Below are 16,524 nucleotides of genomic sequence, written 5' to 3'. Positions count from 1 at the left end.
GTGCCGGCCTTGCCCTGCGCCTGCTCGTCGGTCTTCAGCTTCGGCTTGCCCTGGGCCTGCTCCTCGGTGGTGGCGCCGGCCTTGCCCTGCGCCTGCTCGTCGGTCTTCACCTTCGGCTTGCCCTGGGCCTGCTCCTCGGTGGTGGCGCCGGCCTTGCCCTGCGCCTGATCATCGGTCTTCCCCTTGGCCTTGCCCTGGGCCTGCTCACCCGCCTTGCCGCCCTTCTGGCAGTCGGCAGCGCCGGCCGCGCAGCTGGCGTCACCGCCAGGCTGGACCTCGGCCGGCGCCTGTGCCTGGGCCATCGCGGCGCCGCAGCCGACACCGAGCGCGAGCATGCTGGTGATCAGAATATGTCTCATGGAAACTCTCCTCGAAGTGTTGTCCCTTCGTTCGGTTAACCTCGACTCGCAGCCTTTGTTCCGAAGCAAATCGCCTCGGTTCAAAGTCGAAAAATTGCCGGAACAAGCCCTATGCGGTGACGTTAACGACCGAGGCGGCCCGGCTGCGAACGGCATCATTCGCGTGGCGGAAGAGGTCGCCGGTCAAGACAGGAGAAGATCATGAGACTGCATTTTAAGACGGCCGCCGCGGGCTTGCTGCTGCTCGCCGGCATGGGTGCCGCGTCCGCCCAGGACGTCATCATCGAGCCCCAGCAGGAGACCATCATCCGCGAGTATGTGCACAAGCAGCCTTTGGCCTCGGTGACGCTTCCCGGCGTTGAACTCAATGTCGGCACGGCACTTCCCGACACGGTCGAACTGCGCGAAGTTCCCAACGTGAAGTACCGTTACGTTGTCGTCGACAACCAGACCGTGCTTGTCGATCCGGGCACCCGCAAGGTCGTGAAGATCATCCAGTGACCGCAAAGACAGCCCGGTACTTGCCGGGGCGGAGGGCGAGCCGCCCCGGTATTATTTCGTGACCATCCCAGGCAGGAACCTTCCATCGCGCCACGCGTTGCCGCGTCTGACTTCGTGCTGCCTCATTAATGGGCAGACTGGCGGCGGCGAATCAGGCGGGCGGCAAAAAAGGACCGGGCGGGGTAGGGAGCATATTCACCATGTCGAAACGCGAAATCGGAACGTCCCCGGCATTGGGGATGCGTGTCGCCGACCTCAGGGCCAGGATGCGGATCGCCAGCATCACCGAACATGAGATGAAGACCTTCCAGAAGGTCGTGGCCATCATGGGGGGCGCCGATGGCTCCCTACGCATCGACGCCGACGACCTGATCGCGGCCTCCTTCGTCGCCGAGACGGTGGGCGACAGCGCGCCGAACTGAGTGCCGCCGGCCGCGCGCCGTCAAGCCATCATTCCAGCATATCCGCACCCCGCCCGCGCGGGTGGAGGCGCGCGTCCGTCAGGCGCGGCCTCATACCTCGTCGAAAGGTCCACCGCGTCTTGCCGGATCGCGCGCGATGGCCGCTTCCTCGGCATCGTCTGGCAACGCCTCATCGCTCTCCTGGTAGGGATTGTCGTCGTCCTCTTCCGGCAGGGCGCCCTCCTTCTCGATGCCGGTGGTTCCCGGCACTTCCTCTTGCGGTAGGCCGCCGTCCGGCAGGATCCTGGCGCCCTTGATCGCGTCCCAATCCTGCTGGCTGGGCGAGGGCACCTCTACCTCGTCGTTTGGCACCTGGGCCTTGTCGTCGGCCGTTGACGGCTCGACCTCGTCGCTCGGTTTCTTGCGCGGTCCCATGACTGCCTCCTGTGGCTCGCCATTGAAACTCTCCAGGATTTGAACTCGCGGCCCTGGCCGCCGGTTCCCGCGAAGCCGCGCCGGAGGGGGCGTCGGCAGCGCGCCACGGAACCAATCGGCGCCGGCGTTCTTTCCCGGACAAGGAAAGGAGCCAGACCATGAGACCTTTCGCCTTTGCGCCATGCGCGCTTCTGGTCATGGCGCTGGCCGGTCCGGCGGCCGCGCAGGACGACAACGACCAGACGCAGGTGCCCGCCGGCCCCTGCCAGGCCGAGCCGCAAATACCGGGCACTACCGACCAGAAGCCGGCCGCCGACACCGGCGGTGGCCTGACCGGCAAGCTCAAGCCTTGCGGCGGCGTGCTGCAGCCGCCGCCGAGCGGCGACCAGGGCATGGCCCAGCCGGCGCCCGAGCAAGGCAACACGCCGATAATCAGGCCCGGCGAGTTGCCGCCGCAGCAGCCGAAGCAATAGGGTGGAGCCCTTGTCAGCGCGGGTGACGCTCGCGGCCGGCGCGCGCCGCGCGCATCGTCCTGACCTTGGCCCGGCGCAGCGTCGTCACCGGGTCGATGCCCGTCCAGCCGATGCCGGCAGCCTTGGCGAAAGCCATGAAGGCGCGCCGTGTCTGCGCCGGGGTCGCATCTCCGGCTCGTGCCGCCTCGCAGGCGCTGAGCGCCTTGGCGTGGAGCGTGTCGCCCGCGGCCAGCGGCCATTCCTTGAGGAAGTTCTGCATCTGCGCCAACGAAGCGATGTCGCGCCTGAAGCCGGCACCAACGGCGATGGCGATCGGCGGGTCGAATGGCATGTCTTCAATCATTGGCGCCTCCGCTTGGATTGACTATTCGCCTTCAATGCGGGGCAGGGCAGCAGGGTTCCGGCGTGGATCAATTCGTGCCCGCTGGCGGAACAACAGCCTTGCGGCAGCGTTTTGCTTCGGAGAGCCCGCCATTTCGAACTCTTCAATGCTTCCGCATGCCGCGGAGGCGGGGCGACGCTCACAAACAAACCAACAGGAGGCAGAGATGAAAATTACCCTCATTCCTGCTGTCGCTGGTCTGGCCATGATTGCCGGCATCGGCGCGGCGGTCGCGGACCAGATAATCGTGACGCCCGAGCAGCGCACCGTCGTCCGCGAATACGTCCACAAGCACCCGCTTGCTTCGATCAACCTTCTCGGCCTCGAGCTCAATGTTGGCTCGACTCTGCCGGACACGGTCGAATTGCGCGAGGTGCCCGACGTCCAATATCGTTACGTGGTCGTCGACGGCCGCACCGTGCTGGTCGATCCCAGCACGCGCAGGGTCGTCGAGGTCCTCAATTGACGGCCGGATCGCCGGCTGACGCATGACGACACCGCCGCCTCCGCGGAGGCGGCGGGCGAAGGGTTCAGGGGTGGGAAAGGACGACTTCCATGTTACCGCATGTCGAGACCCCCAACTCCGCCAATGTGGCGGCGTGTTGCGACAAGCTGTTGGCCGAGCGGGGCGCCGGCTTGATCTCGATGAAGGATGCGATCGACGAATTGCGCCGGCGCACCGGCACCGAGCGATCGGATGCCGATCTCGCCGGCCTGATCACCAAGAAGGCGGCGCTGCTGGGCGTGGCGGTGTTGGCGCAATAAACCCGCCGCAAGTCCCGGTTGCCCACTCGCCACCCAAGACGTCCGCCGAAATTTCGGCTAATGTTTTCCCGGAATTTGGACAACCACGGAGGCGACAGTGACGGACGACAGGCAGGAACGCATCCGCCAGCGGGCACACGCGATCTGGGAACAGGCAGGCAGGCCCGAAGGCTCGGATATTCAGCATTGGGACCAAGCCACGGCCGAGATCGATGGCGAGGCCGCCAAGCCGAAAGCGAAGGCCGCGCCGAAGAAGGGTGCCGCCAAGCCAGCTAAAGCCGCCGCCGCCAAGACGGCAAAGCCAGCCGAAGGCCGCTAAGTCGAAGGCGGGCAAGGGCTGAACAACACGCTGCGCCGCTATCAGCGGCGCCTGTGAGCCTGACAATTCCGTCCTACCCCGTGGCGTTTCCGCATCGCAGGGGCGATGGCCAGTGCGCGCCGTCGCGCGTCGACAGAATCAACTCCCGGGGCACAGGTCCTGGTTCGCGACGTCGGCGGGAACATCCCGCTTCAGAAGCTTCCAAAAGAAGCGTCTTCAGCTCCTGCTCGCTGAGCCTGTCGATATCCTCGGCCGCGTCGAGGAGATCGACGACGACATCGACCCCCTTCATGTGAAGATGAGGCATCGCCGGTCCTCCCGGTTGCAATTCTGCGCTGCGCCAGCCGGTAGACTATCGGAACGCGGGACGGCCTCCATCACATTGATGGTGCCGCTACGCTGCCTGTCATGACCCGGCGTTTGCGCATCGGGAACATTGTCGCGCCCGCGCCATTTCCTTTGGAGAGCAAAGGAGACAGTCATGAACTGGGATCAGATCAAGGGAAAATGGATGCAGGTCAGAGGCAAGGCCCAGGAGCAATGGGGCGACCTCACCGATGATGACCTCGACCGCATCGAAGGCAATCGCGATCAGCTTCTCGGGCGCATCCAGGAGCGCTACGGCATTGCCAGGGAAGAAGCCCAGCGGCAGATCGACGAATGGTCGAGACGACTCCACTGAACGCGACCTCAAGGGCGGTCAACCCGCCGGCTCCGGCCGGCGGGTTTTTATGCGCCGCGAAGGTTGCTTGCGCGATTGCAGAGCTTTTGCCGGCCGCACAGGTAAATTTAGCTAATGCTAATAAAATGGGCTATAATGCGTAGCCAAGCCAACGGCTAACCCCCCTCGAAAAAAACGCCGTTGGTCAGGCTCAGCGGCCCCGCCCCCCGAGTCCGCTGGGCCGCCCTTTTCGATGGGCGGTATGACACCTCCTCTCGCTGAGTCCATCTGCATCTTCGCTCGTGAAGGCGGTCTGCCGCCGGCGCAGCAAAAGCCGGCGTCTTCCGGGCCCTTGCATGGAACCGGGGTCCGGCTCGCGGCTTATATTAGTCAGAGTGAAACTAGCGACATTCGACAGGGAGAAATCAGATGGCCGACGACAAGAGCAACCGCGGCCTTCGTGACCGGGATCGCGTCTCAGCCGACGACGACTACGAAGTAAGGTATTTTGCCAAGCAGCATCGCATCACGCAGGACGAGGTCCGCGAGTTGATAAGCGAGCACGGCAATGACCGGAAAACCTTGGCGCGGCAAGCCAGGAAGCTGCGCGGATGACGAAGCTTTCCGATCTCGGGCCGCCGTTGACCGGCACCCGGCGCGGAAGCCCGCCGGACGAATATCCGGTATGCCATTTCTATCTCTGCCCCAGATGTGGCCAGCCTGTCGACATGCGCGACCTCCGCCAGGTGATCTGGCACCAGAAAGCGGAGCATGAGCGGCTGGAAGCAGACGCATGAAAACCAGGCTGCGCTATCGTCGGCCGGAATCCGATTGTCCGCCTGGCCGGCGGAGACCGACAGGTCCGGTCAGCCGGCGCAAATCGAACGTCGGTGGTATTGCAGGCCGATCCGCGGAGGAAAAGCATTCGTCCGCGCCAAAGGACAATTCAGTCCTCATCCCGGATGATGACGAAGCGGTGGCCGAGATTGTCCGGCGAACGGAACGCCTGGCTATCGCCATTACAATCGGGATGGGTGTTTGCTTGATCCTTGGACCGATCGTTTTCGTGACGCTTTTCTAAGGGGACTAGTCGGACACTTGGTTCGTTTGCGGATCGTTGGATATTTGCCGCCGGCGAGAGTGAAGGTGGGCCCGGCCTCCTCGATGTGTTGAAAACCCGCCACTCCTTGTCGGCGCGGCGGATCTTCAATCGGAACCTCGATCTTATTCGATAATCTTGATCACCGTGCGCGTGTCGGGATCGACGACGACTGTCCGGTTGTCGATCACGGTGTAGCGGTATTTCACATCGGGCACTTCATAAAGCTCGACCGTATCGGGCAGGGCCGTGCCGACGTTGAGCTCCACGCCGGGAAGCTTGACCGAAGCCAGGGGCTGCTTCTTTACATATTCCCGGATGACCGTTTCCTGTTCCGGCGCAATAACCACGGTGTCGGCGGCGGCCGCACCGATACCGGCGAGCAGCAACAGCCCTGCGGCGGCTGCGGAAAAGTGCATTCTCATCATTTCCTCCTACGGATGGAAGTCGGGCGCGAGACGACATTGTTTTCGCGCTGGAAGCTCAACTGCCGTGAGAGGCGAACGTTCCCTGAAGAAGGATCTGCGGCCGGAATTGGCGGCATGGCCGCCGGCGCGCCAGCGGCGGCCACCAAGCGATAGCGGAAACGGTTGCGGATGTAGCTGTTGAAATATCGGCCCTTTGCGAAGGCGGCGCGGAAACCGGCAAAAGTCTCCGGCGGCACATCCTCGAACTCGTAGCATTTGCCGCTGCCCACGAACCACACGCGCAGGATCCGCCTCTGGGTATCGTAGTCCGTCTTTCGGATCGAGGTCGACGGCATGGCATCCTGGCCAAAGGCTGCGAAAAGACCCGCCGGCGCTGCCGGCGGGAGAAGGTCTGGAGTAGCCAGAGTGTCTGGCGAATGAGAAACGATTGCGAAGTCGTTTTGTTGCGAACGACGCACCGCCCCGCCGCCGCCGCGCCTTAGACCGGAACCTTTAGCTGGCGCTTATGTTGTCCCTCCAGCACCCATCTCGGGTGAAGGAGAATGTCATGAACAACATCATCTGGCTGGTTGGAGCCATCGTCATAGTCATCGCGATACTGAGTTTTCTCGGCTTGAGATAACGGCCGTCGCAGCGGCGCTTTGCGTGGCGAGACAGGTCTTCGCCACGCCCCTATGCGGCGAGCGCGTTAGTGCCGCGATCGCCTGTCGGCGTATTGCGCCACCGCGCACAGGAAGGCCAATGCCGCGGCGTCGCACGCTTTCCGGGACGGGCCCTTGGCGAACAGGACGGCATCCGCGGCCGGCACCGTCAACCCGTGTTTTTTGGCAAAAGTAATGACTTCATAAGGCTGCTCGTCGGGTAGAATCTTCTCGTATTCGTAATCCATAGATTACGTCCTCCCTGTTCGCGACGTGCCCTCCTTCGCCTGCCGCCAATCTAACGCCCGGCAGGGCATGCGAGTCCACCAATTGGCAATTGCGTGAAACGTTCCATTCCGCGCGCTGCGGCTCGGCGGTTGTAGGAATGAAGGCCTATGCGGAGCCGGGCATCGCGACAGCTTCAGCCGAGGCGCCTGATGCGGCCCCTGTCGAGGCGGAAGACGCCGTTGTTGCCACCCTGCCTTTCGAAGTCCGTCAGCAACTCGTCCCACAGCCCGAGGAACTCGCCGCAATCGTCGCAGACGATGCGCGTGTCCGGCTGCGCGTCGGCCGGAATCCTCAGCTTGATCGTCAGGCAATAGGGGCATTCCAGGAGGTGGTCGAGATATCGCGGGGTCATGGCTGTCCTTGCGAGCGGGTAGGGCCGAGCATGGCCAGTCGGCGCAGTTCCGTGAAGTGAGCGAGCGTTCAAGCGGGCTGCCTCAGCCCCTGCAAGAGGGCCTCTTCCTCAAAAATACCGTGCGCAAACAACTCCATGGCGCGGATGGCCAATTGCTCCGCCGCGGGCGAGCCTGCCGGGAGATCCCTCTCGAGGCATATCTGGTCGTAGGCCCTTTTCAACAGGCAGAGGTCATCCGGATAGGCGATGCCGCTGGTGGATTTCTTGGGCTCGATCAACGCTCCCTCCTCCATTGGGGCGGAAGCGCGATGCTCGCTCTCAGCCGGCGATGCCCTTGCCAGTTATCGCCGTTGACGGGATGTTACGCGCATCGTGAGGGGCGGTCCAGAAATTTCACCCAGCGCCGGGCGGCGCTTGGCCGGCAAACGAGCGCCGTCGATAGCCTCGACGTCGCCAGATCTCGCGATCGAGCAATTGGAACATTAGCCGCTTCGAATGGTTGAGGTCTGGCGCCTGACGTCGCTGCTTGGCGTCCCGCGCAGGCTGGTGGGCAAACATCGGCCGGCCCGCGCCATCGGTCCCTCCGTGGCGCGGGCTTTTTGCGGACGGCGCCCGACAACGGATGCTATTTTCCTTCCCGGCGTTTCTCGATCTCGTAGGAAAGCCAGCGGCAGAACATGCCGACAATGGATGCCGCGGCGCCGCCAAGCAGGCAGGCGACCAGCAGCGGGCTTTCCGAAGCGCTCTTCCAACTCACCACCGCAAGCAGGATCACGCTTGCCGTGGAGACCAGGTAGCCTGCGCCTTTCAGAAGATGGAGCGATGCCTTGGTCATTGCAGGAAACTCTGGCCAGCTTGCCCGGTTGGGCGACAGCTAACATACGCTGTTGAGGAGGTTCCGTTCCCTTCGCCGGCTCAACTAACAAGCTCGTCACTCCACGCGAGTGCGCGGGCCAGGGTTCCAGGAACAGGAAGGCGAGCGGGTGCCCGTCAGCACGGGAACGATGATTGGCGGGCACCCAGAGACCGCCGAGAAGGGACGTGTCCGGTGGTCCGCTTACCAATGAGTTGGCGAGGCTTCGGTTTCCTTGAAACCGACCATACCGGCCCTCTGCGCGTGGTGATGAGACTTCAGTCTCACGGCTGCCGGGACTGAGGTCCCTGGGGCGGAACGTTGCCGTGACGCGCCCGTTTTCTCGACAGTGCAATCGTAAGGAGAAGAACCATGGCTGACGGTCCAACGGTTGTGAATTCGGGCGGAGGTGGCACGGTTGTCGCGGTCGTTCTCGCGATTCTGGCGATCGTGGTTCTGCTCGTCTTCACAGGTGTCATCAACATCAATGGCGGCGGCAGCAAAGACGTCAACGTCAAGGTCGAATCGCCCAAGGTCGAGGCGCCGGCGGCATCCTCGCCGTCAGCGCCTGCGCCTGCGGCGCCCGCGCCTTCGGAACCCGCGCCAGCGGCCCCTGCGCCATCAGAACCTGCGCCCGCGGCTCCGGCTCCGGCCGCCCCCGCGCCGGCTCCGAGCGGCGGCTGATGCGTCGAAAAAGGACGAAGGCTCCGGCATGCTACGCCGGAGCCTTTTTCCATCGTAAGGATCGCCATCGCCACGGCTCGCTATTTCGCCGCCGGCGCGGAACCTTTAGCCATCGCTAATGTTCATCTTCCGATAGCGAACATCGCCTTCGGGTGCCGACGATCGGGACGGAAACAGCCGATCGGCCGCGCTTTGCTGCCCGTCTGTCGCGCGAGTGTTGGCACATTCGGAGATCGGCCATGAACAGGCGTCTGGTACTGCTTTCCTCTCTCTCTGCGGTGTCTCTTGCGGCTGCCGGATCGTTGTCGCTGCTGCCCGCTCGCGCCGGCGAACCGCAATCGGCGACGGACGTTCGAGCGGCAATGCGGAAACTTTGGGAAGACCACATCACTTACACGCGCAACTACATCATCAGCGCCCTCGCTGACCTGCAAGACACGGACGAAGTCGCGAAGCGTCTCCTCCAGAACCAGGACGACATAGGCGACGCGGTAAAGCCTTACTACGGTGATGCGGCCGGCCAGAAACTGGCCGCGCTGCTGAAAGACCACATCAAGATTGCGACGGAAGTGGTCAAGGCGGCCAAATCAGGCAGCAAGGACAAGCTCTCGGCCGCTCAGGAAAAATGGACCGGCAATGCCGACGACATTGCGGTGTTCCTTGGCAAGGCCAATCCGAACTGGCCCGAGAAAGATCTCCGGGACATGCTCCACAAGCATCTGCAACTGACGACCGGCGAGGTGGTCGGCCGGCTGAAGAAGGATTGGGCGGCGGACATCAAGTCCTACGACGAAGGGCATGATCACATGCTGAAGTTCGCCGACATGCTGACGGAAGGCATCGCCAAACAATTCCCCTACAAGTTCAACGGGTGAACGCCGTCTTCAGTTCGTAGGGCAGGAGACAAGCGGAGAAGCGAGGGCTCACCACGCATCGCTTGACTTGGCAAAACTGATGCCGGCAGCCGTCATCGCCAACTCGCATTCGGTGATGGCGCGCAGGTTGCGCAGATAGCGCGCCACGGTCTGCGGCAACCAACCGGCGCAGGCCTCGACATAGGCGCGGCTGTGGACCAGCGTGCCGGTCGACAGCCGTTCTTCCTTCTCGGCGATGACCTTCAGATATTGGCGGACGAAGCGGATGTCCTCGGCGATGTCCTGGCTGGCCATCCGCCAGGCGCCGGCGAGGCGCTCGCGCTGTTCGAGCGGCAAGGATGAAAGCAGTGGACGGGAGAGGTCGGCGAAGGCGACGTGGTTCGCGGTGTTCAAGGATGTTCCCCTCGGAGAAGGGAAATATCGTACTTTACGTACGAATACGGGTCAAGATGAATTCGTACAAATTGAACGATAAGGCGCCAATCCCGGCGTGTTAGGCGAGCCGCATCGTAAAACCTTCGAGTTGCGCCCCGACTGCGGCAAGCGCTGTTCCGAGCACCAGGTCGACCATGTCACGGCTGTCGGGACCGAGCAGGTTCAGGCCTTTCCGCAGCGCGTCGCGCCAGGCGTCGCCCCTGTTCCACGCTTCGGCGAATGCAAAGGCGCGGTCGTCCTGCCGACGCGTGACGTCCAGCGCCTCGACCAGCAGGCTTGCCTGATGCAGATCCTTCTCCCGCTTGGCGCCGGCGCTTCGTTCGCGGCGCGCGGCGACGATCAGCTTGTGGACGGCGAAGCGCTCGGGCGAGGGGACGAGCACGGGCACGCCGGAGCGGTGCAGGAGCACCGTCCGGACGGGATCGCGGATCAGGAAATCGAGGAAGCGCAAGGGCTGTGCCGAGGCGCCGCCCAGCGACGGCATCGGGCTTGCGTGATCGGCGTGATCGTCGCTGCCCCGGTTCGGGGTGAGGAAATCGACCCGGTAGCGGGAAGCGTTCTCGAACTGCGTCGCGCGTCCGGCATCGGTCCGGTGCGGAACCTCGCGGAATGTCGGATCGACTGCCTTCAGCACTTCGATGACCGGCGGCAGGCTGTCGTCCACCTCGGCCGAGACGGAATGGAACTGGGCGAAGTCGGCGTCGCCCGTCTGCAGCGCGGCCCCACGCAGCCTGACACCGAGGTGCCCGGCATAGGTCTGGAAGGCGACCGTTCCGACGAGCACCGCGCGCAGGCGGAAGAGCCCGGCCTTCTCCAGCGCCTCGACCACGTCGCCGGTGACGGGGTCCGGCGCCGTCAGGCCGGCGTCGCGCACGAGACTGGAAACCAGCTTGCGGCGGCTTCTCAGATCGCTCTTGATCTCCTTGAAGGCCGCGACCCGCTTGGCGATCTCGGGGTCCTCGGCCGGACCGACATAACGCCTGGTCTTCGTCGGCCGGGTCTCCTCGAAGTACCAATAGTCGCGGCCCTTCACTGGCACGCGCACGAAATTGCCCGCTGTCGAGAAATCGGTCTCGAAGGAAGCATCCAGGCTGCGCTGCACAAGCTCGGCATACATGGTGCGATAGGCGAGATCGATGGTTTTCATGGCGCGATCCCAAGTCTGGGCTGAGCGTTATAAGAATTACACAGATTTCTTATAACTGCACGCTATCCGGCCGGATTTCAAGGGAGTTATAAGAAAATAGTGAAAATCTTATAACGCGACTCCGCCTTGTCCACTGGAGAGAAGGAACAGCGTTTCGCACCTCCCTCCAAAGACACTCTTCCCCAATCGCTCGAACAGTGCTGAAGGGCCTGAAGCAGCGCTCGTTCCGCTATGCCGACTACGGCGTGCGCGACGCCTACGCTGATCGTCTCCAGCAACGCCTTCCTTGGCGCCAATCCGAAGGCGGCTGCAGCCTTCGCGCATGCGACGCGCGCCGGCTACGCTTTCGCCGTCGATCATGCGCGGGAGGCAGGCGACCTGCTGATCGCCGCCAACAAGGACACGCTCACCAACCCGGCGCTGGTGCATGCCTTGCTGAACGACGGCCACTTTTTGAAGAGCGCGGCAGGCGCCAGTTCTCATTTTGTTCCAGAATGCAAGCAGAAATTGCGGTGGCTGGATTGTGCGCCCGGCCCTGAGCCAAGCGGAGGGCAGGGGAAGGCGCGAAGCAACGCGACCTTCCAGTCTGGCAACCTACTTACCGCCAAGGCTAACTGCCGTCTTCCGGTCGGCCTCGGCGCGTTCGCGGTTTCCCTTCGCCTTCCAGGAGGCGCTTCGGGCGCTGTAGAAATCGGCGGATTTCTGATTGAGCGCGATTGCCTGGTTGTAGTCGACGATGGCCTGGTCGTGGTCGCCCTTATGCGCCCAGGCGAGGCCCAGCGCGTAGTAGGCATCGGCAAGCTTCGGGTCGAGGTCCACGGCCTGGTCGTAGTCGGCGATCGCGCGGTCGTCGTCGCCCTTGTTTGACCAGGCTAGACCCCGGCCGTAATAGGCGTAGCCGCGTTTCGGATCGAGGCCGATAGCGACGTTGAAATCGGCGATGGCGCGGTCGTAGTCGCCTTGCCGCCCCAGCTCAGGCCACGATTTTCATAGACCCCGATGAGTGTCGGATCGAAGGCAATGGCCTGGTTGTAGTCGGCGATGGCGTGATCGAAGGCGCCCTCCGCCGCCCATGCGCCGCCCCGGTTGAGGTATGCGGATGCGTTCTTTGGATCGGCGATGATCGCCAGGTTGTAATCCGCGATGGCCCGGTCATTGTCGCCCTTGTACGCCCAGGCAAGGCCCCGGTTGTTGTAAGCAGCGCTGCTTTTCGGGTCGAAGGCGATCGCCTGACCGTAATCGGCAATGGCCCGGTCGTAATCGCCCTTCGTGGCCCAGTCGTAGCCTCGGTTGTAGTAAGCCGATGCGTATTCAGGATTGAGGCTTATCGCCTGGTCGCTATCGGCGATGGCGCGGTCGAGATCGCCTTCCATGGACCAGGCGTAGGCGCGCTTGAAGTAGGCCGTCGCGCGTTTGTCAGGACCGTCGGCCTGGTTGTCGATGATTTGCGTGCAAGCTTCGATCCGGCGGGCCGGGTCGGCCGCATTGCCGATACAGGCCGTGTAGGCGAGATTGCTGGCGATCCCCATCGCGCCACGGACGTCCAGCGCGACGACGCCGGTCAGCAGCAGCAACAGCGGCAGGCGCCATTTTCGCACCAGCCGTATCAGCCGGCTTTCGCCCACGCCTTCCCGGTTCGTCATTTCGCCGATTCTCCCCCGAAAACATCGACCTCGGCCGACACCGACGGCTGCTTGCCATGCAAGCAGAAATTGCGGCGTCATGAAAGAGCAGTCACAGGCCGACGGGCGAGAGCGAGATTACTCACATATCGATCATCGACCGCTTCACCCGCCCGATGATCGTGATCGCGCCCTCCAGCTCCGGCGGCGGGATGTCGAGGTACGACGCCGGCTGGAAGGGCGGGGTGTCGTTGGGGCGCCAGCGCTTGTAGGTGGCCCGTCCGGTCTCGTCCGAGAGCACATAGCAGCCATTGGTCACCAGCCGCTTGTCACGCAGATTGACGAAGATGATCGAATCCGGCGGCGAGATCTTGTTCATCGACGGCCCGTCGACGCGCAGCGCGATCCACTCGCCTTCCTCTAGGTCGGCGGTCGGGATGGTCGGATAGTCGGAGAGGTTGACGACGCTGTCCTGGCTGCCGAGCTCACCGGCGCTGATCCAGGACACGATCGGCACGTCGACGGTGACGGGCGAGGGCTGCAGGCTGACCGGTGCGGCCTCGGCGCCGTCCGCATTGAACAACAGCCAGCCGGGGTCGACGCCGAACAGCCGGCCGTATTTCTCCGCCGCCTTGCGCGACAGCGGCCGGTTGCCATTCTCGTGGCTGATCAGCGTGTTCTTGTTGATCTCGCGCAGGGCGCGGGCCGCATCGCTGGGCGAGGCATAGCCGGCCTGGGCGCGCGCCTGCTGCAATCTGTGCCGTGAATCCATCATCGTACAAAATGCCTGAAAAATATCGTCCAAAGTGTACGAATTCGCTTGCGACTCTTTCGTACATAACGTACGCTTACCGCATGATCGACCATCACGCAAGCATTTCCGCATTGCCCACGAGCGCTTCGGCTCTGCCCGCCAGCATCTCGGGGCAGCCCACGAGTATTTCCGGGCTGATCGACCGCTGGCACAGCATCGGCGCCTTCGCCGCCGATGTCGGCTGCGGCTACGAGGCCGCCCGCCAGATGCGCCGCCGCGAGCGCATCGCCCCGCAGCACTGGGCGCATGTGGTGGCGGCCTGCCGGAGGCGCGGCATTGCCGGCGTCAGCTACGAATGGCTGGCCGGCCGCGCGGCGCAAGGGGAGGCGGCATGAGCGTGCATTTCGACTTTGAATTCCAATCGTCCGGGCCGTCCTCCTCCCCGGTCCGGATGAATACCGGGGCGTTTGCCCCGGATCCGGCTGAGCCGCCCGCACCCCGGTTCACCGGAACGGCCGGAGCCGCTCCTCCCCCGGCTCCGGCCCCCTTTCTTCGCCAGGCCGCCGGCCCGCCGCGGACCGGCGCCACCTCCCTGATCCGCACTGAGGACGGCACCGTCATCCTCTTCGATCGCGCAACCGGCCGGGCGGTGTCCGGCCTGACCAGGGAGGCGGCGGAGGCCGCCCTTCTGCGCCTTGATGGCGAGGCGCCGAGTCCCGCCTGATCCGACCAATCCCCGAACGATTTTCGCGACGGCCTTCGGGCCGAGCCCTGGCGCGCGCCCGCAAGCCCGCAAACCGATGGATGCCGATATGCCTGCCGCCTATACCGACAAGGAACTCACCGAAATCGCGACCTGGCTGAAGGAGGGGCTTTCGGCCTCCGGCATCGCCGCCCGCTTCAGTGCGCTGCGCGGCGCGCGCGTGTCGCGCAATGCCATCATCGGCATCGTGCATCGCAACGCCGGCCTGCGCGCCATCGGCTTCGCCAACCCCAAGGGCGGCCGCGCCGGCGGCCGGCCGAGGAAGCACGCGGCGCGGCCCGATCGTCCAGGCAAGCGGGGCAGGGTTGCCGCTGGAGGGGTGACGCTCTCCCAACCGGCGGCGTTTTCCAGACATGCTCAGTCGATGGCGGGCGCCAGCGCCGGAACTGCCAATCTCCCCGCAAGTGGGGGAGACGTCCGGTCCACCCTCGGCAGCTGCAGCGCAGCTCCCGCGGAGGACGGGCAGGGCGGAGTCGACGTATCGGCCCATGCGGTCTCTGCGCAAGCGGATGACATCGCGACCGCCCGCACCGCGCCCAAGCCGAAGCAGGCCAGGATCAGGAAGCCAGCGCGGACATTGCCGCCGGCATGGCTCGCGCCGGGCGGGCTGGCGCGCGAGAAATCCGAAGCGCAGCTCTACAAGATCCCCGCGCCGCCGCGGCCGGCTGCGCCCGGCCGCCAGCCGCATGTCGCCGCCATGCGCTTCACCGACTGCCTGTTCGGCCGCTGCCGCGCGCCGCTCGACCTCGCACTACGCGAGGATGCCGACGACGATCCGCCCGGCGCGCGCCCCGGCCCCGACATGCTCTGCTGCGGCCTGCGCACGCGCCCGATGAGCAGCTACTGCAGCCACCACCATGCCAGGTTCCATGGGAACCGAGCGGGGGTGGTATGATGGGCGGTGTGGCCGAAACTGCCAATCTCCCCCCTCGAGGGGGGAGATTACCCAATCCCCACTGGCGCGCTGCCCATCCGGACACCTCCCCATGAGCGGCACTGTCTGGTCGAAATTCTTCTGGGCGGACTGGGAGTCCGATCCCAACCTCAGGCTTTGCTCGCTCGCCGCGCAAGGGTTGTGGATGCGCCTGCTGTGCGTGGCCGCCGCGCACGAGCCGATCGGCTATGTCGCGGTCGCCGGCAAGGGGCTGGACGAGGCGGCGCTCGCCCGGCTGACCGGCTGTCCCGAGGCGGAGCTTGCCGGCCTGCTTGGCGAGCTCGAGCGGAACCGTGTGTTCTCTCGCGATCGCCACGGCCGCATCTATTCGCGGCGCATGATCGCGGACGCCCGCAAGGCCAGGCTCGCGCGCCGCAACGGCTTGAAGGGCGGCAACCCAAGCCTTTCAAACGACAGCGCGAAATCGCCGCGGGATAAGGGGGCGGACAACGGGCGGGTTAAGCCGCGCGGCCGGGCAGGGGATAAGCCCCAGAGTCCAGACTCCCAGAACCCAGAGTCCAGGGAAAAAGCTCTCGCTTTTTCAGGACGCGCAGGCGCGCCGAAAGAAAGGCCCGGCTGGCATCGGCCAAAAACCCATCTCGATGCCGCCAATTCAATCATCGAGGAGATCAATGACAGCAGCCGAATTGCAGCAGGCGGCCAAGGTCCTGGCGGCGATGTTCTCATGCTTCCCGCAGTCGGCGCGCGCTGACGTCGACATGCAGATGCGCGGCTACCTGGCCGCCGTTAAGGATGCCGAGCTGGCGGACGTGCAGGCCGCCATCCAGCGCTTCATCCGCGGCGAGGCCAGGGTCGACAGCGCCCAGTTCTGCCCGTCCAGCGCCCAGCTCTCGATCGAGGTGCGCGAGCGCCGTCTGATGCGCGAGCTGATCGCCAAGCGGGGAGGGGATTCACCTGTGAAGCTGGTGAAAAGCTGAAATCTGGAGACGGCGTGCCGCGGAACACCCCTCATCCGTCCGCTTCGCGGCCACCTTCTCCCACAACGGGAGAAGGGGAGACCGCACCGGCTTCGCTGCCACTCACCGACGCTGGTAGCTGGCAGACGCGCCGCCGCCAGGTTCTCCCTTCTCCCTTGTGGGAGAAGGTGGATCGGCGCGCAGCGCCGAGACGGATGAGGGTGCCTGGCGCCACCATTTCGACAATCCCCCCACACAAGGACCGGCTTATGCCCCGCAAACCTTCCAAAAAACCCGCACCCCCAAAGCTCCCCAAGGGCGAGGCCGAGCAGGTGCGCATCCGCCGCGAGGTCGGCCACGACTTCGCGCTGAAGCAAGACGCCTTCGGCCGCCAGCGCCTCGCGGCCGGTACCGCCGAGGCACGCCGCGTCTACGC

Annotated in this window: 30 protein-coding genes and 1 pseudogene; 17 read left to right on the top strand and 14 right to left on the bottom strand. The window is 64.5% G+C overall.

Features of this window, described 5'->3' with window-relative positions; genetic code table 11:
- A pseudogene (locus tag EN745_RS13845) lies at positions 1-359 on the bottom strand (hypothetical protein); the annotation flags it as partial.
- Between the two features lie 201 nt (positions 360-560).
- On the opposite strand from EN745_RS13845, the gene EN745_RS13840 reads away from it, so the two are divergent.
- Positions 561-860, top strand: coding sequence for a DUF1236 domain-containing protein (locus tag EN745_RS13840; RefSeq protein ID WP_126055390.1), 300 nt, complete (start codon positions 561-563; stop codon positions 858-860).
- 200 nt (positions 861-1,060) lie between these two features.
- A complete protein-coding gene (locus EN745_RS13835) occupies positions 1,061-1,282 on the top strand; it encodes a hypothetical protein (RefSeq protein ID WP_126055389.1) in 222 nt (73 codons plus the stop codon).
- Between the two features lie 90 nt (positions 1,283-1,372).
- Here EN745_RS13835 and EN745_RS13830 read toward each other — a convergent pair whose 3' ends face one another.
- Positions 1,373-1,696 carry a hypothetical protein gene (locus EN745_RS13830; RefSeq protein WP_126055388.1) on the bottom strand — a complete coding sequence of 108 codons (324 nt, stop codon included), beginning with the start codon at positions 1,694-1,696 and terminating at the stop codon, positions 1,373-1,375.
- A 158-nt stretch (positions 1,697-1,854) separates the two neighbouring features.
- Here EN745_RS13830 and EN745_RS13825 point away from each other — a divergent pair, with 158 nt between their 5' ends.
- Positions 1,855-2,169, top strand: a complete 315-nt coding sequence (locus tag EN745_RS13825) for a hypothetical protein (protein ID WP_126055387.1) — start codon at positions 1,855-1,857, stop codon at positions 2,167-2,169.
- 13 nt (positions 2,170-2,182) lie between these two features.
- Here the strand turns inward: EN745_RS13825 and EN745_RS13820 are convergent, their stop codons facing one another.
- Positions 2,183-2,512, bottom strand: coding sequence for a DUF982 domain-containing protein (locus EN745_RS13820; RefSeq protein ID WP_245455512.1), 330 nt, complete (start codon positions 2,510-2,512; stop codon positions 2,183-2,185).
- A gap of 205 nt (positions 2,513-2,717) precedes the next feature.
- Here EN745_RS13820 and EN745_RS13815 point away from each other — a divergent pair, with 205 nt between their 5' ends.
- From EN745_RS13815 to EN745_RS13780, 7 genes are all read left to right on the top strand, one after another.
- Entirely contained in the window at positions 2,718-3,017 is a 300-nt protein-coding gene (locus tag EN745_RS13815; protein ID WP_126055386.1) for a DUF1236 domain-containing protein, read from the top strand.
- 89 nt (positions 3,018-3,106) lie between these two features.
- Complete coding sequence (locus EN745_RS13810; RefSeq protein ID WP_126055385.1) at positions 3,107-3,316, top strand: hypothetical protein; 210 nt, start codon at positions 3,107-3,109, stop codon at positions 3,314-3,316.
- Between the two features lie 97 nt (positions 3,317-3,413).
- A complete protein-coding gene (locus EN745_RS13805; RefSeq protein WP_127421516.1) occupies positions 3,414-3,635 on the top strand; it encodes a DUF2934 domain-containing protein in 222 nt (73 codons plus the stop codon).
- Between the two features lie 481 nt (positions 3,636-4,116).
- Positions 4,117-4,317: a CsbD family protein gene (locus EN745_RS13795; RefSeq protein WP_126055383.1), complete on the top strand. Its 201-nt coding sequence runs from the start codon at positions 4,117-4,119 to the stop codon at positions 4,315-4,317.
- A 408-nt stretch (positions 4,318-4,725) separates the two neighbouring features.
- The gene (locus EN745_RS13790) at positions 4,726-4,911 is read left to right on the top strand and encodes a DUF3606 domain-containing protein (RefSeq protein ID WP_126055382.1); all 186 of its coding nucleotides are present in this window, start codon (positions 4,726-4,728) and stop codon (positions 4,909-4,911) included.
- On the top strand, positions 4,908-5,093 hold the full coding sequence (locus EN745_RS13785; protein WP_126055381.1) for a hypothetical protein: 186 nt from the start codon (positions 4,908-4,910) through the stop codon (positions 5,091-5,093). The genes EN745_RS13790 and EN745_RS13785 overlap by 4 nt, the downstream gene beginning before the upstream one ends.
- Positions 5,090-5,377, top strand: a complete 288-nt coding sequence (locus tag EN745_RS13780; RefSeq protein WP_127421514.1) for a hypothetical protein — start codon at positions 5,090-5,092, stop codon at positions 5,375-5,377. Before EN745_RS13785 ends, EN745_RS13780 begins: the two co-directional genes overlap by 4 nt.
- A gap of 143 nt (positions 5,378-5,520) precedes the next feature.
- Here EN745_RS13780 and EN745_RS13775 read toward each other — a convergent pair whose 3' ends face one another.
- The 6 genes from EN745_RS13775 to EN745_RS13750 form a co-directional block, all read right to left on the bottom strand.
- Positions 5,521-5,820: a DUF1236 domain-containing protein gene (locus EN745_RS13775; RefSeq protein WP_126055379.1), complete on the bottom strand. Its 300-nt coding sequence runs from the start codon at positions 5,818-5,820 to the stop codon at positions 5,521-5,523.
- On the bottom strand, positions 5,820-6,158 hold the full coding sequence (locus EN745_RS13770) for a KTSC domain-containing protein (protein WP_126055378.1): 339 nt from the start codon (positions 6,156-6,158) through the stop codon (positions 5,820-5,822). The genes EN745_RS13775 and EN745_RS13770 overlap by 1 nt, the downstream gene beginning before the upstream one ends.
- Positions 6,159-6,511: 353 nt before the next feature.
- Positions 6,512-6,712 carry a hypothetical protein gene (locus EN745_RS13765; RefSeq protein ID WP_126055377.1) on the bottom strand — a complete coding sequence of 67 codons (201 nt, stop codon included), beginning with the start codon at positions 6,710-6,712 and terminating at the stop codon, positions 6,512-6,514.
- 173 nt (positions 6,713-6,885) lie between these two features.
- Positions 6,886-7,104, bottom strand: coding sequence for a hypothetical protein (locus EN745_RS13760; protein ID WP_126055376.1), 219 nt, complete (start codon positions 7,102-7,104; stop codon positions 6,886-6,888).
- Positions 7,105-7,172: 68 nt separating this feature from the next.
- On the bottom strand, positions 7,173-7,382 hold the full coding sequence (locus tag EN745_RS13755) for a hypothetical protein (protein ID WP_127406628.1): 210 nt from the start codon (positions 7,380-7,382) through the stop codon (positions 7,173-7,175).
- 347 nt (positions 7,383-7,729) lie between these two features.
- Positions 7,730-7,939: a hypothetical protein gene (locus EN745_RS13750; RefSeq protein WP_126055374.1), complete on the bottom strand. Its 210-nt coding sequence runs from the start codon at positions 7,937-7,939 to the stop codon at positions 7,730-7,732.
- A 390-nt stretch (positions 7,940-8,329) separates the two neighbouring features.
- Between EN745_RS13750 and EN745_RS13745 the strand changes: the two genes are divergently transcribed.
- The gene (locus EN745_RS13745) at positions 8,330-8,641 is read left to right on the top strand and encodes a hypothetical protein (protein WP_189363045.1); all 312 of its coding nucleotides are present in this window, start codon (positions 8,330-8,332) and stop codon (positions 8,639-8,641) included.
- Between the two features lie 239 nt (positions 8,642-8,880).
- A complete protein-coding gene (locus tag EN745_RS13740; protein ID WP_210213753.1) occupies positions 8,881-9,516 on the top strand; it encodes an acetylglutamate kinase in 636 nt (211 codons plus the stop codon).
- Between the two features lie 48 nt (positions 9,517-9,564).
- Here EN745_RS13740 and EN745_RS13735 read toward each other — a convergent pair whose 3' ends face one another.
- The 5 genes from EN745_RS13735 to EN745_RS13710 all read right to left on the bottom strand — a co-directional run bounded on the left by EN745_RS13735 (position 9,565) and on the right by EN745_RS13710 (position 13,495).
- A complete protein-coding gene (locus EN745_RS13735) occupies positions 9,565-9,909 on the bottom strand; it encodes a hypothetical protein (RefSeq protein ID WP_127421513.1) in 345 nt (114 codons plus the stop codon).
- A 100-nt stretch (positions 9,910-10,009) separates the two neighbouring features.
- Positions 10,010-11,098 carry a GSU2403 family nucleotidyltransferase fold protein gene (locus EN745_RS13730; RefSeq protein WP_127421512.1) on the bottom strand — a complete coding sequence of 363 codons (1,089 nt, stop codon included), beginning with the start codon at positions 11,096-11,098 and terminating at the stop codon, positions 10,010-10,012.
- A gap of 594 nt (positions 11,099-11,692) precedes the next feature.
- A complete protein-coding gene (locus EN745_RS36985) occupies positions 11,693-12,019 on the bottom strand; it encodes a tetratricopeptide repeat protein (RefSeq protein WP_281034770.1) in 327 nt (108 codons plus the stop codon).
- Positions 11,971-12,741 carry a tetratricopeptide repeat protein gene (locus EN745_RS13715; protein WP_189363044.1) on the bottom strand — a complete coding sequence of 257 codons (771 nt, stop codon included), beginning with the start codon at positions 12,739-12,741 and terminating at the stop codon, positions 11,971-11,973. Before EN745_RS13715 ends, EN745_RS36985 begins: the two co-directional genes overlap by 49 nt.
- Before the next feature lie 121 nt (positions 12,742-12,862).
- Entirely contained in the window at positions 12,863-13,495 is a 633-nt protein-coding gene (locus EN745_RS13710; protein WP_127421510.1) for an XRE family transcriptional regulator, read from the bottom strand.
- 80 nt (positions 13,496-13,575) lie between these two features.
- Between EN745_RS13710 and EN745_RS13705 the strand changes: the two genes are divergently transcribed.
- From EN745_RS13705 to EN745_RS13685, 5 genes are all read left to right on the top strand, one after another.
- A complete protein-coding gene (locus EN745_RS13705) occupies positions 13,576-13,869 on the top strand; it encodes a hypothetical protein (protein ID WP_245487718.1) in 294 nt (97 codons plus the stop codon).
- Positions 13,866-14,198 (top strand): hypothetical protein, encoded by a 333-nt coding sequence (locus tag EN745_RS13700; protein ID WP_127421509.1) that lies wholly within the window; start codon positions 13,866-13,868, stop codon positions 14,196-14,198. Before EN745_RS13705 ends, EN745_RS13700 begins: the two co-directional genes overlap by 4 nt.
- Before the next feature lie 88 nt (positions 14,199-14,286).
- Positions 14,287-15,132, top strand: coding sequence for a GcrA cell cycle regulator (locus tag EN745_RS13695; protein WP_245487717.1), 846 nt, complete (start codon positions 14,287-14,289; stop codon positions 15,130-15,132).
- A gap of 91 nt (positions 15,133-15,223) precedes the next feature.
- Complete coding sequence (locus tag EN745_RS13690) at positions 15,224-15,883, top strand: hypothetical protein (RefSeq protein ID WP_127421507.1); 660 nt, start codon at positions 15,224-15,226, stop codon at positions 15,881-15,883.
- Between the two features lie 13 nt (positions 15,884-15,896).
- Positions 15,897-16,109, top strand: a complete 213-nt coding sequence (locus EN745_RS13685) for a hypothetical protein (RefSeq protein WP_128332471.1) — start codon at positions 15,897-15,899, stop codon at positions 16,107-16,109.
- Positions 16,110-16,524 lie beyond the last annotated feature (415 nt).

It is taken from the genome of Mesorhizobium sp. M4A.F.Ca.ET.022.05.2.1, assembly GCF_003998845.1.
Taxonomy (GTDB): Bacteria; Pseudomonadota; Alphaproteobacteria; order Rhizobiales; family Rhizobiaceae; genus Mesorhizobium.
The sequence above is the reverse complement of the archived record's forward strand: the minus strand, read 5'-3'. Positions and strand labels throughout refer to the sequence as shown.

What these genes read in the sequence shown, in the direction of transcription:
- EN745_RS13840 (WP_126055390.1), top strand. Translation starts at nt 561, where the DNA reads ATGAGACTGCATTTTAAGACGGCCGCCGCGGGCTTGCTGCTGCTCGCC.
- EN745_RS13835 (WP_126055389.1), top strand. Translation starts at nt 1,061, where the DNA reads ATGTCGAAACGCGAAATCGGAACGTCCCCGGCATTGGGGATGCGTGTC.
- EN745_RS13830 (WP_126055388.1), bottom strand. Translation starts at nt 1,696, where the DNA reads ATGGGACCGCGCAAGAAACCGAGCGACGAGGTCGAGCCGTCAACGGCC.
- EN745_RS13825 (WP_126055387.1), top strand. Translation starts at nt 1,855, where the DNA reads ATGAGACCTTTCGCCTTTGCGCCATGCGCGCTTCTGGTCATGGCGCTG.
- EN745_RS13820 (WP_245455512.1), bottom strand. Translation starts at nt 2,512, where the DNA reads ATGATTGAAGACATGCCATTCGACCCGCCGATCGCCATCGCCGTTGGT.
- EN745_RS13815 (WP_126055386.1), top strand. Translation starts at nt 2,718, where the DNA reads ATGAAAATTACCCTCATTCCTGCTGTCGCTGGTCTGGCCATGATTGCC.
- EN745_RS13810 (WP_126055385.1), top strand. Translation starts at nt 3,107, where the DNA reads ATGTTACCGCATGTCGAGACCCCCAACTCCGCCAATGTGGCGGCGTGT.
- EN745_RS13795 (WP_126055383.1), top strand. Translation starts at nt 4,117, where the DNA reads ATGAACTGGGATCAGATCAAGGGAAAATGGATGCAGGTCAGAGGCAAG.
- EN745_RS13790 (WP_126055382.1), top strand. Translation starts at nt 4,726, where the DNA reads ATGGCCGACGACAAGAGCAACCGCGGCCTTCGTGACCGGGATCGCGTC.
- EN745_RS13785 (WP_126055381.1), top strand. Translation starts at nt 4,908, where the DNA reads ATGACGAAGCTTTCCGATCTCGGGCCGCCGTTGACCGGCACCCGGCGC.
- EN745_RS13780 (WP_127421514.1), top strand. Translation starts at nt 5,090, where the DNA reads ATGAAAACCAGGCTGCGCTATCGTCGGCCGGAATCCGATTGTCCGCCT.
- EN745_RS13775 (WP_126055379.1), bottom strand. Translation starts at nt 5,820, where the DNA reads ATGAGAATGCACTTTTCCGCAGCCGCCGCAGGGCTGTTGCTGCTCGCC.
- EN745_RS13770 (WP_126055378.1), bottom strand. Translation starts at nt 6,158, where the DNA reads ATGCCGTCGACCTCGATCCGAAAGACGGACTACGATACCCAGAGGCGG.
- EN745_RS13765 (WP_126055377.1), bottom strand. Translation starts at nt 6,712, where the DNA reads ATGGATTACGAATACGAGAAGATTCTACCCGACGAGCAGCCTTATGAA.
- EN745_RS13760 (WP_126055376.1), bottom strand. Translation starts at nt 7,104, where the DNA reads ATGACCCCGCGATATCTCGACCACCTCCTGGAATGCCCCTATTGCCTG.
- EN745_RS13750 (WP_126055374.1), bottom strand. Translation starts at nt 7,939, where the DNA reads ATGACCAAGGCATCGCTCCATCTTCTGAAAGGCGCAGGCTACCTGGTC.
- EN745_RS13745 (WP_189363045.1), top strand. Translation starts at nt 8,330, where the DNA reads ATGGCTGACGGTCCAACGGTTGTGAATTCGGGCGGAGGTGGCACGGTT.
- EN745_RS13740 (WP_210213753.1), top strand. Translation starts at nt 8,881, where the DNA reads ATGAACAGGCGTCTGGTACTGCTTTCCTCTCTCTCTGCGGTGTCTCTT.
- EN745_RS13730 (WP_127421512.1), bottom strand. Translation starts at nt 11,098, where the DNA reads ATGAAAACCATCGATCTCGCCTATCGCACCATGTATGCCGAGCTTGTG.
- EN745_RS13715 (WP_189363044.1), bottom strand. Translation starts at nt 12,741, where the DNA reads ATGACGAACCGGGAAGGCGTGGGCGAAAGCCGGCTGATACGGCTGGTG.
- EN745_RS13710 (WP_127421510.1), bottom strand. Translation starts at nt 13,495, where the DNA reads ATGATGGATTCACGGCACAGATTGCAGCAGGCGCGCGCCCAGGCCGGC.
- EN745_RS13705 (WP_245487718.1), top strand. Translation starts at nt 13,576, where the DNA reads ATGATCGACCATCACGCAAGCATTTCCGCATTGCCCACGAGCGCTTCG.
- EN745_RS13700 (WP_127421509.1), top strand. Translation starts at nt 13,866, where the DNA reads ATGAGCGTGCATTTCGACTTTGAATTCCAATCGTCCGGGCCGTCCTCC.
- EN745_RS13695 (WP_245487717.1), top strand. Translation starts at nt 14,287, where the DNA reads ATGCCTGCCGCCTATACCGACAAGGAACTCACCGAAATCGCGACCTGG.
- EN745_RS13690 (WP_127421507.1), top strand. Translation starts at nt 15,224, where the DNA reads ATGAGCGGCACTGTCTGGTCGAAATTCTTCTGGGCGGACTGGGAGTCC.
- EN745_RS13685 (WP_128332471.1), top strand. Translation starts at nt 15,897, where the DNA reads ATGCGCGGCTACCTGGCCGCCGTTAAGGATGCCGAGCTGGCGGACGTG.